Here is a 14,186-nt window from a genome sequence, read left to right on the forward strand (position 1 = left end):
CGGCCGCGCGCGGGGAGAGAACGGGGACGGGACGGCATGACCAGTACGGACAGCGGACCGGACGGACGGCTTCCGGTCCTTGCGGGGCGGGGTGCGGGGGCGCCCCGGCGCGGGGCGGGGCACGGAGGACTGCTGGACATATCGGTGTCCGGCGGAGGTACCCGGGCATTCCCGGACCGATGGCAGGCCCGGCGCCGGTTTCGGACGGAGTGACGGCGCGGCGACGGCATGCTCCGGCGCGATCCGGTCGTACGGTGTTCGACAGCTCGTCGGCGGTCCCCGGTGGCCCGCGGCGGCGACCGGGCCCGTCCGTACGGACCTCCGTCCGCGCGGGCCCGTCACGGCATGTGACGGTACCGGTGCGCACCGCAGGAGCCCGCCGGGACACGACGGGAGCGGCCCCGGGTTCGCAACCGGGGGCCCGGCCAGGAAGAATCAGTACGCGTACGGCCGAACAGGCCAGGCGGTGAGACGCTGCACGGGGCAGTGGCTCTCGGCGGCCACTGGCTTTTGAGAGTCTCTTTTACGCCCCACGGGGAGGTGGCAGGCAAGTGGTGGAGCAGCTCACACAGCTCACGCAGCACGATCCCCGGCGGATCGGCCCGTTCGAGGTGCTCGGCCGTCTCGGGGCCGGCGGCATGGGGCTGGTCTACCTCGCACGCTCGGCGTCCGGGCGGCGGGTGGCGATCAAGACGGTGCGTACGGAGCTCGCCGAGGACCAGCTTTTCCGGGTCCGCTTCACCCGTGAGGTGGAGGCGGCCCGCGCGGTCAGCGGCTTCTACACCGCCGCGGTGGTGGACGCCGACCCCCGGGCCGCGGTGCCGTGGCTGGCCACCGCCTACGTGCCCGCGCCCTCCCTGGAGGAAATAGTCAATGAGTGCGGGCCGCTCCCGGCCCAGGCGGTGCGCTGGCTCGCGGCCGGCATCGCCGAGGCGCTGCAGTCCATCCACGGCGCGGGCCTGGTCCACCGGGACCTGAAGCCGTCCAACGTGCTGGTCGTCGAGGACGGCCCGCGCGTCATCGACTTCGGCATCGCCAGCGGTGTCTCCAACACCCGCCTGACCATGACGAACGTGGCCGTCGGCACGCCCGCGTACATGTCGCCCGAGCAGGCCCGTGACTCCCGTAGCGTCACCGGCGCCAGCGATGTCTTCTCGCTCGGCTCCACCCTGGTCTTCGCCGCCACCGGACACGCCCCCTTCCACGGCGCCAACCCGGTCGAGACGGTCTTCATGCTGCTGCGCGAGGGCCCGGACCTGGCCGGGCTGCCGGACGAACTGCGGCCGCTGATCGAGTCCTGCATGCAGATGGAGGCGCCCGGCCGCCCCACCCCCGCCGACCTCCAGTCCCAGCTCGCACCGCACCTGTTCGGCTCCGGCAGCGACGACAGCGGCACCGCCTCCGCCTGGCTGCCGGACGGCGCCGTCGCCCTCATCGAGGGGCGGCGCGGCGGGCGCCAGACCACACCGGCGGCCGCCGGGCGCGGGGGCACCGGACAGCCCCGCGCCGCGCGGCAGCCCGTACCGCACTCGCCGCCGCCCGCCCAGCCGTCGCCACCGCGCCCGCGCAACGCCCCGGCAGTCGCCGCCGCGCAGGCCGGGGGCGCGATGGGGGCGCCCGCGGCGGAGCCCGGCTGGGCCGGAGCCGCCGGGGTGGGCCCCGGCGCACGCCGGGCCGCCGACCCGCGCGGCGCCGCGCAGCCGCCGCAGTCCGCGCCCGCCGGTCCGGTGGCCGCCGCGCCGCCGGTCGCCGCGCCGCCGTACTCGGCCGCGCCGCCCGCGGCGTCCCGGCTGCCGGACGCCGACGTTCCGGACGGCTCCGTACGCCTCGCCGGCACCTCGGCCCCGATAGGCCCCGGCCCCCGCGCCGGGGACGGCGGACCGCCGCAGCAACGCGCCCAGGCACCCGCCACGGACTGGGTCCGGCCGCCCGCGGGCACGCCGGGCGCCCCCGGCCACGGCACCCACGAAGGCGACCCGGGCGCGCACCTGCCGCAGCAGGGCGCCACGCCGGGACCCGGCTCCGGCGCGCCCGCCACCGGCGCGGGCGGCGCCTCCGGAGGGGCCGCGCCCGCCCGCTGGCGCCCCTGGCGGTTCCGCATGTCCAACGACGTGTGGGGCACGCCCACGGTCGCCGGCGACCTGCTGTACGTCACCTCCTTCGAGGTGCACGCCCTCGACGTGGCCAGTGGCCGCCGCCAGTTCAAGACCCGCGACGTGGCCTGGAGCATGTCCGTCGCGGACGGCCGTATCCACGCCTCCGACGGGCCGAGCCTGTACGCGCTCGACGCCGCCGACGGCACCGAGCGCTGGCGCCTGGGCAGCGACGGCTGGATCTACGCGCTCAAGGCCGACCGGGGCACCGTCGTCACCGCCACCCGGGGCGGCGGCGTCCAGGCGTGGGAAGCCGCCACCGGCGAACGGCTGTGGGAGACCGGCGGCGTCCAGACCGACTTCGAGACCGCCGACCTGGGGCCGGTCCTGCACGAGGGCACGGTCCTCCTCTGGGCCGACGGGCGGCTGAAGGCCCTGGAGGCCCGTACGGGCGCCGAGCGCTGGTCGTACCCGGTCGGCGACGCGGCCTCCTGCGGCGGCGTCCCGGTGCGGCTGCTGCCCGCGCCGGACGGCGCCGTGTACGTCACCGCCGGGTCGCGGGTGCTGGCGATCGACCTCGCGCGCGGCGAGGTGCGCTGGCACTTCGAGGCGCCCGCCGCGTTCCTCAGCCGCCCCGCGTTCGCGCCGGGGCCCGCGGTCACCGGCGGCGGCCTGTACCTGGCCGACTACCTCGGCACGGTCTACGCCCTGGACGCGGCCGACGGCCGGGACCGCTGGCGCATCGCGACCGAGGCCCGGCAGTCCACCGAACCGGTACTGGTCGCGGACGGCGCCGTGCACCTCGGCAGCGGCCAGGCGCTCTACACGCTCGACGCCGTCACGGGCACCCCCCGCTGGCGGTTCCAGGCGGGCGGCGAGGTGATCGGCGCGCCCGTCGTGGCGGACGGCCGGGTGCACTTCGGCTCCGCCGACCACTGCCTGTACACCCTCGACGCGACGGGCGGACAACTGCGCTGGAAGCTGGCCACCGGCGGCGAGATCACCGGCACGCCGGTGGCCGCCGGGGGCGTCGTCTACGCGTGCAGCAAGGACCGGTGCGTGTACGCGCTGGACGCGGCGAAGGGGACGGGGCTGGCACGGCGGTCGTGACGGGGGCCGTTCACCGGTCCTTGTCCAGGTGCGGAGGCTCCCCCTCGGGGGGCCGCTCCGGCTGCTGCGGCCGCTCCGGGGGCGGCGTCGTCCGCATGGGCCGCGTCTCGTCGTCGGGCCGGGGCGGCGGCCGTCCCGGATCGTCCGAGGCCGGCGGCATCCGGACCGCCCGGGTGGGCTGGTCGTCCGGGTCCGGCGGGTTCGACCCGGGCGGCGGGTGCCCGGCGCCCGGCCACCGTACGGGCGGCTGCTGCCCGGGGTTCGGAGGCGGCGTCGCGCCGTACGCGGGCGTGCCCTGCGGCGGGGTGTCACCGCCCCGGATCGGTCCGGGCTCCCACTCGGGCCCGGGTGCCCCGTAGGGCGTCGGCTGGCCGTACCGGTTGTCCCGCTCCTCGTAACCGGCTTCCCGGCGCCGGGAGCGCACGCCGCGGCGCCCGCTCATCACCAGGGCGCCCAGCCACAGCAGCGCGCCCCCTCCGAGGGCGTACGCCACCCCCAGCCCCAGGCCCTGGTCCGCGTTCTCGCCCACGGTCAGGCTGCCCGCCTGCTGCCCCTGACGGACCATCCACAGGGTGGTGAAGCCGAGCACGACGAGCCCCGCCACCGCGACGAGCAGGCGGGAGCGGAGGGCGATACCGATCAGGGTCACCAGTGCGGCGAAGGCCATCGGCAGGAACACCGACGCGAACAGCTCCGCCTTCTCCCCGGTGATGCCCCGGAAGAGGTCCTCGATACGGATCTCGCTGCCGTGACGGCCGTCGTACCAGGCACGGAAGGGGCTCCAGACGGCGGCCGCCGCTCCGGCGAGGGCCAGTACGGATCCGAGTACGTTGCGCACCACAGGCGTCGCCTCTCAGGTCGCTGATTCGTCCCGTTTCCCTCTGTAAACGACGCTACGCCCGACTGCACGCGCGCGCCAGACCTGTGCGTTTTACCTGGTCAGGAAGAGATTTTGGGTAAAGCGGAGAGGTTGCTAGTCTGCCGTGCACTCGTCAAGAAAACATAAGGACGAGCGGGGCCGCGCGAGTAAGTCGCGGCTCTTTCAACGGGGTCAACGGGGGCACAACAACATGAAATTCCGTCATGTCCGCGCGGTCGCTGCGGCCGCGGTGGTCCTGGTCGCGCTGACCGGCGCACGTCACTCGCACGGCGGCGGCTGCGGCAGCAGTCACAGCAGCGGCAGCGACGGCGGTTCCAGCAGCACGGGCGGCAGCAGCACCAGTGGCAGCAGCACCAGCGGCGGCTACGAGGCCGGCACCGGTGGCTACGACGGCGGTACCAGCAGCGGCAGCTCCACGAGTGGCGGCACGACCAGTGGCAGCACCACCAGCGGCAGCACCTCCGGCTACACCAGCGGCGGCTCCGGCAGCAGCCGCAGCGCCATGGGCGACATCAAGATCAACGGATGTCAGTACAACGGCGCGGGCAGCGTGAAGACCACGGTCAGCGCCACCAACAGCTCGTCCACCACCAAGTACACGTACCTGCTGACGGTGAAGTTCACCGCGCCCGGCGGCAAGGACCTCGGCACCCGCCACCCGAGCATCCCCTACGTGATGCCGGGGCGCACCGACTCCACCGACGTGATCCAGTACGTGCCGTCCGACGCCGCCACCGCCGGTACGTACCGCTGCTCGGTGACCGACGTCCAGCGCACCCCGCTGTCCTGATGGCCACCACGGAACGGCGGCCCGTCCGGGCCGCCATCGCGGCCGTGACGGCGGCCGCCGGAGCGCTCGGGCTGGTCGGCTGCGGTGCCCTGCTGCCCGGCGGCCACGCCCGCCAGGTGACACCGCCGCCGCCACCGCCCGGCTACAGCTACTCGCCGTCGCCCGGCTACGGCTCGCCCTCGTACGAGCCGACGTACTCCTACTCGCCGTCACCGACGCCGGAGGAGACGTACGACCCGGACGGCCGCTCGGACGCGCGCGGCAACAACTGCCGCTACGACCTGTCGGCCCGCCGCCTCGAATACTCGGTCTCGGTGACCAACCCGTCGCTGACCAAGACCTTCAAGTACGAGATGGCCGTCAACTGGATGAAGGCGCGGCCCGCCGACGGCACGGCGTTCGGGCTGCACCAGCGCAGCATCATCGTCCGGCCGGGGCAGACCGAGACGTACACGGCCACCTACAGCTACACCAACACCTCGACACAGCAACTGTGGTTCCAGTGCGAGATCCGCAGGGCGCGCAAGTCGGAGCTGTGAGGCAGCCGGGGCGGGTCCGGTGCGCCCCGGGCGTCAGCGGACCCGGAAGTCCCGGGAACGGGCCGCGAACAGCTCCGCCTGCTCCTCCGGCGGCAGACTGCCCAGCGCGATGAGCTGCGGGGCGTGCGCCACGGCCTGCGCCCGCGCGGCCTCCCGCGACGCCCACAGGGCCCGTACGGTGCCCTGCACCGCCCTGGTCGGCTGGGCGGCGAGCACGGCGGCGGCACGCCGGGCCGCGGCCACCGCGCCGCCCGGCGGCGTCAGCTCCGACACCAGGCCCGTCGCATAGGCGCGACGGGCGCCGAGCCGCTCCGCCGTGCCCATCAGGGACAGCCGCGCGATCTCGCCGTACGGCATCCGCTGCGCCATGAAGACCGACTCGTACGCGCTGACCATCCCGTACGTCGTGTGCGGGTCGAAGAACGTGGCCTCCTCGGAGGCGACCAGGAACTCGCACTCGCCCAGCAGGTAGAACGCCCCGCCGCAGGCCATCCCCTCGACGGCCGCGACGACCGGCTTCCACAGGTCGTTCGCCTTCGGGCCGATGCCGAGCAGCGGGTCGTCGGCCGAGAACGGGGACGACGGCTGCGGGACGTCCGCCGAACGGTCGATGCCGGTGCAGAACGCCGCCCGCCCGGCGCCGGTCAGGACGACGGCCCGTACGGCGTCGTCGGAACGGAACCGGCGCCAGACGGCCGCGAGCGCGCCCGCCGTCGCCAGATCCACGGCGTTGTGGCGCTCGGGCCGGTCCAGCGTGACCAGGGCGACGCCGTCGGGTCCCGTCTCCACCCGTACGGACGGCTGCCCGTCCGGCGCCGTCACGGCCGCTCCAGCAGCCAGCGCGGCACGGTGACGCCCGGCGCCTGCTCGTGGAACGCCACCTTCACCGCGGCGCCGATCCGGACCCGGCCCGGATCGACGGAGTTCAGCGCGGCGTCGGGGGCCGCGACCAGGTTGCCGGCCAGGCGGATGCGCGGGGCGTCGGCCAGCTCCACCACGACGACGGTGTACGGGGCCTGTGCGGCGTAGGCGGGCAGCAGCGGCGGGTGCGGCACGACGTACGACCAGACGCGGCCCCGGCCGGACATCCGCCGCCAGCGGTGGTCGAAGGACTGGCAGTGCGGGCAGCACGGGCGGGGCGGGAAGCGCAGCTCGCCGCAGGCGGCGCAGGACTGGACGCGGAGTTCGTGGCGGGCGGCGTACGCCCAGAAGGGGGCGCCGTCGTCGTCGGGGACGGGCAGGAGCAGCCGCTCGTCCGGCCCGTTGTCAGTGGCCGGCATCATGCTGGTGGACATGAGCACTCAACTCCTCAGCAGCAGAGCCGATGTGGGGACCCCCTCACCGGCCGTGACCAGGCAGGTGGCGGCGTCCGGGACCTGGGCGGTGCTGGTGCCGCGCAGTTGCCGGACGCCTTCGGTGATGAGGTTGAAACCGTGCACGTACGCCTCGCTCAGCCCGCCGCCCGAGGTGTTCAGCGGCAGCCGGCCGCCGGTCTCCAGGGCACCGCCCTCGGTGAAGGCCGCGCCCTCGCCGCGTCCGCAGAAGCCGTAGCCCTCCAGGGAGAGGGGGATCAGCGGGGTGAACGCGTCGTAGATCTGCGCCACATCGACGTCCTCGGGGCCGAAGTCGGCCTGTTTCCACAGTTGCCGGGCCGCGGTCCAGGCCGGCCCGGTGAGCGGGTCGTCGGTCCAGTAGTTGACCATGCCGTGGTGCTGGGCGGGCAGGCCCTGCGCTACGGAGTGCACATACACCGGGCGGTGGCGCAGGTCGCGGGCACGTTCGGCGGCGACGACCACACACGCCAGCGCGCCGTCGGTCTCCAGGCAGTTGTCGAAGAGGCAGAGCGGCTCGCTGATCCAGCGGGAGGTCATGTACATCTCGCGGGTCAGCGGCCGGTCGTACATGATCGCGGCCGGGTTCTGGTTGGCGCGGTTGCGGCAGGCGAGCGCGACGTTGAAGAAGTGGTCCCGGGTCGCGCCGTACTCGTGCATGTAGCGCCGGGCGAGGATGCCGATCTCGTCGGCGGGCCGCAGCAGACCGAAGGGGCGGGTCCATTGGGCCGGAGTGGGCAGTTGGACAGCGGTGTTCCGCCACGGGCGGGGCCCCGAACCGCGCTTGCGCGAGCGCCAGGCGACACCCACGCTCGCCTGGCCGGTGGCGATGGCCGCCGCCAGGTGCGCGACGGTCGCGCACGAACCGCCGCCGCCGTAACCGGCCTTGGCGAAGAAGGTCACGTCACCGGCGCCGATCGCCTTGGCGACCTCCACCTCGTCGGTCTCCTCCATGGTGTACGAGGCGAACGCGTCCACCTCGGACGGCGCGATCCCCGCGTCGTCCAGCGCCGCGACGATCGCCCGGCACGCCAGCGCGCGTTCGGACTCCGGCAGCCGCTTGGCGAACGCCGTCCGGCCGGTCCCGGCTATCACCGCAGCGTCCTTGAGGGTCGCCCCCATCGCCACCTCCGTGGTCGGCCGTCCGTGCTGACAGCCGAGGAGGCTACCGCTAACCTGACGGGTAGTCAGCTCTTTCGCGGGAGGTTGTGCGATGCGCGGTGACCTGGACGAGCCCGGCACCACCGACCCCCGCGCCGACCTGGAGCACGGCACCGTCCCCCGGCTGGTACGGGCCGCGGCCGAGCGGTACGGCCCGGCCGAGGCGGTCGCCGAAGGCCGCCACCGCCTGAGCTGGGCGCAACTGGGGGAGCGGGTCGAACGGGCCGCCGCGGCCTGCATCGCCGCAGGTGTCGAGCCCGGCGACCGGGTGGCCGTGTGGGCCCCCAACACCACCGAATGGATCACCGCGGCGCTCGGCGCGGTGACGGCGGGCGCCGTCCTGGTGCCGGTCAACACCCGTTTCAAGGGCGCCGAGGCGGCCCACGTCCTGCGCCGCACCCGCGCCCGCCTGCTCTTCGTCACCGGCACGTTCCTCGGCACGTCCTACGTGGCCTCGCTGCGCCGCGCCGCCCGGGAAGGCACCGGCCGCGGCCCGCTCCCCGGCCTGCCGGACCTGGAGCGGGCCGTCGTCCTCTCGGGGGACGCCCCGGACTCCTTCCGCACCTGGCGGGACTTCCTGGCGGCGGGCGAGGCGGTACCGGCCGCCGCGGTGCGCGTACGGGCCGACGCCGTCCGCCCCGAGGACCCCTCGGACATCATCTTCACCTCCGGCACCACCGGCCTCCCCAAGGGCGCCGTCATCACCCACGCCCAGACCCTGCGCGCGTACGGCGTCTGGAGCGAACTCGCCGGCCTCGCACCCGGCGACCGCTACCTGATCGTCAACCCGTTCTTCCACACCTTCGGCTACAAGGCCGGCATCATCGCCTGCCTGCTGCGCGGCGCGACGATGATCCCCCAGCCGGTCTTCGGCGTCCCCACCGCACTGGCCCACATCGCCGCCGAACGCGTCACGGTCCTGCCCGGCCCGCCCAGCCTCCACCAGCAGCTCCTGGACCACCCCGACCGCGCCCGGTACGACCTCGGCTCGCTGCGCCTGGTCGTCACCGGCGCCGCCGTCGTACCGCTGGAACTGGTCGAACGGCTCCGCGGCGAGCTGGGCGTCCGCACCGTACTGACCGCCTACGGCCTCTCCGAATGCTCCGGCATCGCCACGATGTGCCGCCGCGACGACCCGCCCGCCACCGTCGCCGCCACGTCCGGGCGCGCCGTACCCGGCACGGAGATACGGATCGCCGCCGCCGACGGCCGCACGGCGGCGGAGCCGGGGACACCGGGCGAGGTGCAGGTCCGCGGCTACCACGTGATGACCGGCTACTACGAGGACCCGCCGGCCACCGCCGACGCGCTGACCCCGGACGGCTGGCTGCGCACCGGCGACATCGGAGTCCTGGACGCCGACGGCAACCTGCGCATCACCGACCGCCTCAAGGACATGTTCATCGTCGGCGGCTTCAACGCCTACCCCGCCGAGATCGAGCGGCTGCTAGCCCGCCACCCGGACGTCGCCGAGGTCGCCGTCGTCGGCATCCCCGACCCCCGGCTCGGCGAGGTCGGCAAGGCGTACACGGTCCGCCGCCCGCGCTCCACGCTCACCGCGGCGGAACTGATCGCCTGGGCGCGCCGGGAGATGGCCAACTACAAGGTGCCCCGGGAGGTCGCCTTCGTGACGGCGCTGCCGCGCAATGCGAGCGGGAAGGTGGTCAAGGGGGAGCTGCGCGGGGCGGCCGTCCTTCCGGCGCGTCCGTAGCGGACAACCGCAGGTGAGGCGGCAGCGTGGGCGGGGCGGACGCCACCCGTCGATTACCGGCGTGTTAGCAGGCTGTTAGCCGCCCCCGGCACCGTTGGGTACGTACCGACGCACCCGACGCACCCGTTCCTGGGGGACCCGCATGCCCAGCCTGACCACCACCGCCTTCCGCCGCGCCCGCCGGCTCGCCGCCGCCTCGATCGTCGCCGTCGCGGCGTTCTCGCTCACCGCGTGCAACAGCTCCGCCGGCGGCCCGGGACCGGCCAAGAGCGCGGCGGTGGATGCTCCCGAGGGCGGGTCGACCGGCGGCTCGTCCGGCGGCTCGACCGGCGGCTCGGGCGGCGACGCGGGCTCCTCGGGCGGCGACGCGGGCTCCTCGGGCGGCGACGCGGGCTCCGCGGACACCGGCGGCTCGGGATCGCAGTCCTCCGGCGGCTCGACCGGCGGATCGGGCTCCACCGGGTCCGGCACGGGCAAGGGCACGGGCACCGGTACGGGCACGGGAGCCGGTACAGGCACCGGCACCGGCCGCAAGGGCGTCGACGCCACCCTGGTCGGCACCCTCAAGTACCTCGCCCCGGGCAAGCTCACCGTGACCCCGGAGTCCGGTACGGAGCAGGCGTTCTTCGTCGCCGAGGACACCAAGGTCCTCGGGGCCGCGACCCTCTGCGGCGGCCCCGGCGGGCAGGTCACCATCACGAAGGACAGCTACGGCACCACCCCCTGCACCACGGACCAGCTCGACGAGGCCGCCAAGAAGAACACGGTCAAGGTCCGCGCCACGATCCACCGGGGCATCGCCACCAAGGTGGAGGAGCGCTACCACCCGTAAACCACTTTCCCGCCCCCGGCGCAGCCCCCGGCCCCCGACCGGGGGCTGCGCGCATCCGTCACGGGCCCCGGCTCGGCGTTGTCCCGATCCGGTGTTGTGAAGCGGCGCTCGCGTGGAAGGCGTGCAGTATGAGCACTCCGTATCCCGACGGCCCCGAACCCGGCGGCCCCGTAACCGACCCGCCCGACCCGCCCGGCCCACACCCGGGCCACGAGCCTCAGCCGGGGCGCGACCCGAGCCCGCCCCCGCCCGGACCGAGCGACCCCATGGGCCCGGACCCGATCCCGCGGCCGTCCGACCCGGACACGGCCCCCGAGCCCACGCCGCAGCCCGGCCCCCTCGCCTGACCGTTCCCGGCCCTCACCGTGCCCCGAACCGCTCCCGCAGGGCCCCCTTGAGCACCTTGTTCAAGGGGCCGCCCCGCGGCAGCGCGTCCAGGATCTCCAACTGCTCCGGCAGCTTCTGCGGCATCAGCCCCGCCCGCCGCAGATGAGCGGTGAGCGCCCCGAGCGTCAAACCCGCCACCTCAGGCTGCGCGAGAGTCACCACCGCGCACACCCGCTCCCCCCGCTCCCGGTCCGGCAGGCCGATCACCGCCACCTCGCCCACCGCCGGGTGCGTACGGATCAGCTCCTCGACCTCCTGGGCGGAGATGTTCTCGCCCTTCCTGATGACGATGTCCTTGAGCCGCCCGGTGATCACGAGGTGCCCGTCCGTACGCAGCAATCCCAGGTCTCCGGTGCGGAACCAGCCGTCCGCGTCGAACGCCCCGGCCGTCAGCGCCGGATCGGTGTAGCCGCGGCAGACCATCGGCCCGCGTACCGTGATCTCGCCCGCCTCGCCGGGCCGCGCCTCACCGCCGTCCGGCCGGGCGATCCGGACGCGGGCCCCGGTCACCGGCTTGCCCACGGTGTGCGCCAACTGCTCGTCGCTGTCGTACGGCGTGCCCATCGCGATCATGGAGCACTCCGTCATCCCGTACCCGTGCACCACCGCGCACTCCAGCTCCCGGCCCGCCGCGTGGTACAGCTCCGGCGGCAGCGGCGCCCCGCCGCCGGACAGCAGCCGCAGCGTGGGGACGAGCGGGACCGCGGGACCCGGCCCGGCATGCGCCCGGCGCCGGCGGGCCTCGCCGAGGAACGCCTGGTAGAAGGCCGTGCTGCCGCCCGCCATGGTGACTCCGTGCCGCCGGTACGCCTCGACCGCCGCCGCCGGTTCGAACGTGTCCAGCACGACGGCCGGGAAGCCGCCGAGCAGCATCGCGATCACGTAGTCGGGCCCGGCGATGTGCGCGTACGGGAAGGCGATCGAGCCGGTGTCCGCGTCGGTCGTGCCCAGCGCGGTGGCCAGCCCGATGCCGCCCGCGAGGAGCGAGCCGTCGGTGTGCTCGACCCCCTTGGGGGCGGCGGTCGTGCCGGAGGTGTAGTAGATCCACGTCGGGGTGCTGTCCGGCCGTACGAAGTCCGGCAGCGCGTCCCCGGAGCCGGGCGCGGCTTCCGGCAGCCCGTCGGCGACGGAGAGCACCCGCACACCGGCGGGCGCCGCCTTCCGCGCCGTGCCCGCGTAGTCGTGGCCGCGCCACTCGCCCGGCACGATCGCGTACGCTGCGCCCGACTGCCGCAGCGCGAAGCCGACTTCACGCTCCCGGTGCAGGTGCAGGACGGGTATCTGTACGGCGCCGAGCCGGGCCAGCGCGAGGGACACCGCGACGGTCAGGGGCCAGGTGGGCAACTGCCACAGGACGCGCGTACCGGCCCCGATCCCCAGCCCGTGGAACCCGGCCGCCAGCCGCAGCGCCCGGTCCCGTACCTCCCCGAAGGTGACGGCCTGCCCGGAGCCGCCGGTGGTCTCGTCGAAGAACATCGGCTGCCGCGGGGACAGCTCCGCCCGGTACTCCATCAGTTCCCACAGCGACCGCACACGATCGGGCTCGAACACGTCGCCTCCTAGGGGAGCGGGGGCGCGACGGTAGCAGAAGTCAGCAGATATGACGAGACGTCAGTTCGGGGGAGGTGCGGAACATCCGCACGGGCGACGGCGTTGGGGGCTGGTGACCTGGTCCACCCGCGTACATGAGGAGACGGCCATGCCGTTGAGTACGGAAGAGCGCGAGGCTTTCCTGGCCGAGCCGCACATCGGCGCCCTGTCGGTGGCGTCGGGCGCGGCGGACCGCGCCCCGCTGACCGTGCCGATCTGGTACGGCTACGAGCCGGGCGGCGATCTGTGGATCACCACCGAGCGGGACTCGCGCAAGTACCGGCTGATCGCGGCGGCGGGCCGGTTCTCCCTGATGGTGGACCGGGTCGAGCCGACGGTCCGCTATGTGTCGGTCGAGGGCGAGGTCGTCTCGGCCGAGCCGTCGACGGACGAGGAGCTGCACGCGATCGCCGAGCGCTACCTCGCTCCGGAGGCCGCGGCGGCGTACTTCGAGAAGGTGCTGCCCACGTTCGGCCCGTCGGTGACCGTCCGGCTGCGGCCGCGGCGGTGGCTGTCGGCGGACATGGGGGCGCTCGTCTAGACCGTAGGGGCCGGCCTCACCCGGTCCGGCCCCCGTCGGTCGTACGTCCTCCGGCCCGTGACGGGCCGACGGGTTACGGGCGGTGGTTGTCCAGCGGGGCCACGGTGTCCGCGTCCGGGCGGTGGTTGTCGGGCGCGACGGAACGGTCGGCGGATATCGGCCGGTGGTTGTCGCCCGCGATGGAAGAGCTGACAGGCGTCGGCCGGTGGTTGTCGGCCAGGGCGGGGACCGCCGCCGCGCCCGTTACGGCAGTGGCGAAAGCAAGAGTGACAAGGGTGCGCTTGATACAACTCATGACAGCTCCTCCGTGGGGGAATCCCATATGAGTGACGCTAGCTTGTGGTGAGGCGTGTGTTCGATCCCCCTGGCCGGAAACGGCCGTGCGGCGGGGGAGAAAGCGTGTGACTGCGGGTATGCCGCGGGGACCGGCTTCGATGGCTCCCCCCTGAGTGCCATCGAAACCGGCCCCCGCGATCCCCCGGATCCCCCCGGATCCCCCGATCCCCGGATTCGGCCGTCCCCCCGGATCCCCCGATCCCCCGGACTGCCGAAACCGCAGTGGGTCTGGTGTGGAATTGCCCGCCGTACGGGCGGGGTGTCGTTTCCCCCGTCACCCGCCCGTACGGCGTCGCGCTACTTCGGCTCGGCCACGGGCACGGTGCCCTCGTCCAGCACGACGACACTGCCGTCCTCCGCGGTCAGCGGACCGTCGATGATCGGCCGGTGACTGTCCTCCGGCTGGATGGGCCGGTGGCTGTCCATGGGCTGGATGGGCCGGTGGCTGTCCATGGGCTGGATGGGCCGGTGACTGTCCTCCGGCTGGATGGGCCGGTGGCTGTCGACGGTCTCCGGCTGGATCGGCCGGTGGCTGTCCATGGGCACGATGGGCCGGTGACTGTCCTCCGGCTTGATCGGCCGGTGGCTGTCGACGGTCTGCGGCTGAATGGGCCGGTGGCTGTCCTGCGGCTGAATGGGCCGGTGACTGTCCAGCGGTTTGACGATGTTCCTGTCGTCGTCCTTCCGAGCCTGATTCTGAGAGCTCACGGTGATCAACTCCGTTGTGTGGGCGCTGTGGCCCACCCGGCCGGCAACTCCCCCGTGGGTCGCCGGACGGGTGGACCATGGCCTTACACCTTGCGGTGGGGCCTGGTCACCGAGCCGCTTGCCCCCCGAGGCGGCGGATCGGTAATTAGAGAGTGGCCCCTCGCGATGAACGATCGA

14 protein-coding genes are annotated in these 14,186 nt (G+C 74.2%); 7 read left to right on the top strand and 7 right to left on the bottom strand.

Going from position 1 to position 14,186, the window contains the following annotated elements:
- Positions 1-551: 551 nt before the first annotated feature.
- Positions 552-3,203: an outer membrane protein assembly factor BamB family protein gene (locus EJG53_RS23305; RefSeq protein ID WP_125046393.1), complete on the top strand. Its 2,652-nt coding sequence runs from the start codon at positions 552-554 to the stop codon at positions 3,201-3,203.
- A gap of 10 nt (positions 3,204-3,213) precedes the next feature.
- On the opposite strand, the gene EJG53_RS42680 is transcribed toward EJG53_RS23305, so the two are convergent.
- Positions 3,214-4,041, bottom strand: a complete 828-nt coding sequence (locus tag EJG53_RS42680; RefSeq protein ID WP_371858716.1) for a hypothetical protein — start codon at positions 4,039-4,041, stop codon at positions 3,214-3,216.
- 232 nt (positions 4,042-4,273) lie between these two features.
- On the opposite strand from EJG53_RS42680, the gene EJG53_RS40690 reads away from it, so the two are divergent.
- Together EJG53_RS40690 and EJG53_RS23320 are read left to right on the top strand one after the other, a co-directional pair.
- Positions 4,274-4,873, top strand: coding sequence for a hypothetical protein (locus EJG53_RS40690; RefSeq protein WP_154806393.1), 600 nt, complete (start codon positions 4,274-4,276; stop codon positions 4,871-4,873).
- Positions 4,873-5,412 (top strand): hypothetical protein, encoded by a 540-nt coding sequence (locus EJG53_RS23320; RefSeq protein WP_125046395.1) that lies wholly within the window; start codon positions 4,873-4,875, stop codon positions 5,410-5,412. The genes EJG53_RS40690 and EJG53_RS23320 overlap by 1 nt, the downstream gene beginning before the upstream one ends.
- Before the next feature lie 33 nt (positions 5,413-5,445).
- On the opposite strand, the gene EJG53_RS23325 is transcribed toward EJG53_RS23320, so the two are convergent.
- The 3 genes from EJG53_RS23325 to EJG53_RS23335 are packed head-to-tail and all read right to left on the bottom strand — an operon-like array spanning position 5,446 to position 7,865.
- Complete coding sequence (locus EJG53_RS23325) at positions 5,446-6,234, bottom strand: enoyl-CoA hydratase/isomerase family protein (protein WP_125046396.1); 789 nt, start codon at positions 6,232-6,234, stop codon at positions 5,446-5,448.
- Complete coding sequence (locus tag EJG53_RS23330; protein WP_125046397.1) at positions 6,231-6,707, bottom strand: Zn-ribbon domain-containing OB-fold protein; 477 nt, start codon at positions 6,705-6,707, stop codon at positions 6,231-6,233. Before EJG53_RS23330 ends, EJG53_RS23325 begins: the two co-directional genes overlap by 4 nt.
- Positions 6,708-6,713: 6 nt before the next feature.
- Positions 6,714-7,865 (bottom strand): lipid-transfer protein, encoded by a 1,152-nt coding sequence (locus EJG53_RS23335; protein WP_125046398.1) that lies wholly within the window; start codon positions 7,863-7,865, stop codon positions 6,714-6,716.
- Between the two features lie 91 nt (positions 7,866-7,956).
- Here EJG53_RS23335 and EJG53_RS23340 point away from each other — a divergent pair, with 91 nt between their 5' ends.
- The 3 genes from EJG53_RS23340 to EJG53_RS23350 all read left to right on the top strand — a co-directional run bounded on the left by EJG53_RS23340 (position 7,957) and on the right by EJG53_RS23350 (position 10,794).
- On the top strand, positions 7,957-9,615 hold the full coding sequence (locus EJG53_RS23340; protein WP_125046399.1) for a FadD3 family acyl-CoA ligase: 1,659 nt from the start codon (positions 7,957-7,959) through the stop codon (positions 9,613-9,615).
- A 142-nt stretch (positions 9,616-9,757) separates the two neighbouring features.
- Positions 9,758-10,447: a hypothetical protein gene (locus tag EJG53_RS23345; protein WP_125046400.1), complete on the top strand. Its 690-nt coding sequence runs from the start codon at positions 9,758-9,760 to the stop codon at positions 10,445-10,447.
- Between the two features lie 128 nt (positions 10,448-10,575).
- Positions 10,576-10,794, top strand: a complete 219-nt coding sequence (locus EJG53_RS23350) for a hypothetical protein (protein ID WP_125046401.1) — start codon at positions 10,576-10,578, stop codon at positions 10,792-10,794.
- 13 nt (positions 10,795-10,807) lie between these two features.
- Here the strand turns inward: EJG53_RS23350 and EJG53_RS23355 are convergent, their stop codons facing one another.
- The gene (locus EJG53_RS23355) at positions 10,808-12,385 is read right to left on the bottom strand and encodes a class I adenylate-forming enzyme family protein (protein WP_125046402.1); all 1,578 of its coding nucleotides are present in this window, start codon (positions 12,383-12,385) and stop codon (positions 10,808-10,810) included.
- A 148-nt stretch (positions 12,386-12,533) separates the two neighbouring features.
- Here EJG53_RS23355 and EJG53_RS23360 point away from each other — a divergent pair, with 148 nt between their 5' ends.
- Positions 12,534-12,965: a pyridoxamine 5'-phosphate oxidase family protein gene (locus EJG53_RS23360; protein ID WP_125046403.1), complete on the top strand. Its 432-nt coding sequence runs from the start codon at positions 12,534-12,536 to the stop codon at positions 12,963-12,965.
- A gap of 73 nt (positions 12,966-13,038) precedes the next feature.
- Here EJG53_RS23360 and EJG53_RS23365 read toward each other — a convergent pair whose 3' ends face one another.
- Both EJG53_RS23365 and EJG53_RS23370 read right to left on the bottom strand, forming a co-directional pair.
- Positions 13,039-13,260 carry a hypothetical protein gene (locus EJG53_RS23365; RefSeq protein ID WP_125046404.1) on the bottom strand — a complete coding sequence of 74 codons (222 nt, stop codon included), beginning with the start codon at positions 13,258-13,260 and terminating at the stop codon, positions 13,039-13,041.
- A gap of 338 nt (positions 13,261-13,598) precedes the next feature.
- On the bottom strand, positions 13,599-14,009 hold the full coding sequence (locus tag EJG53_RS23370) for a laminin G (RefSeq protein ID WP_125046405.1): 411 nt from the start codon (positions 14,007-14,009) through the stop codon (positions 13,599-13,601).
- Positions 14,010-14,186 lie beyond the last annotated feature (177 nt).

This window comes from Streptomyces chrestomyceticus JCM 4735, assembly GCF_003865135.1.
Lineage (GTDB): Bacteria > Actinomycetota > Actinomycetes > Streptomycetales > Streptomycetaceae > Streptomyces > Streptomyces chrestomyceticus.

Bases quoted from the DNA above. Each gene is read 5' to 3' on its own strand.
- EJG53_RS40690 (WP_154806393.1), top strand. From the start codon at position 4,274: ATGAAATTCCGTCATGTCCGCGCGGTCGCTGCGGCCGCGGTGGTCCTG.
- EJG53_RS23320 (WP_125046395.1), top strand. From the start codon at position 4,873: ATGGCCACCACGGAACGGCGGCCCGTCCGGGCCGCCATCGCGGCCGTG.
- EJG53_RS23330 (WP_125046397.1), bottom strand. From the start codon at position 6,707: ATGTCCACCAGCATGATGCCGGCCACTGACAACGGGCCGGACGAGCGG.
- EJG53_RS23335 (WP_125046398.1), bottom strand. From the start codon at position 7,865: ATGGGGGCGACCCTCAAGGACGCTGCGGTGATAGCCGGGACCGGCCGG.
- EJG53_RS23340 (WP_125046399.1), top strand. From the start codon at position 7,957: ATGCGCGGTGACCTGGACGAGCCCGGCACCACCGACCCCCGCGCCGAC.
- EJG53_RS23345 (WP_125046400.1), top strand. From the start codon at position 9,758: ATGCCCAGCCTGACCACCACCGCCTTCCGCCGCGCCCGCCGGCTCGCC.
- EJG53_RS23350 (WP_125046401.1), top strand. From the start codon at position 10,576: ATGAGCACTCCGTATCCCGACGGCCCCGAACCCGGCGGCCCCGTAACC.
- EJG53_RS23360 (WP_125046403.1), top strand. From the start codon at position 12,534: ATGCCGTTGAGTACGGAAGAGCGCGAGGCTTTCCTGGCCGAGCCGCAC.
- EJG53_RS23365 (WP_125046404.1), bottom strand. From the start codon at position 13,260: ATGAGTTGTATCAAGCGCACCCTTGTCACTCTTGCTTTCGCCACTGCC.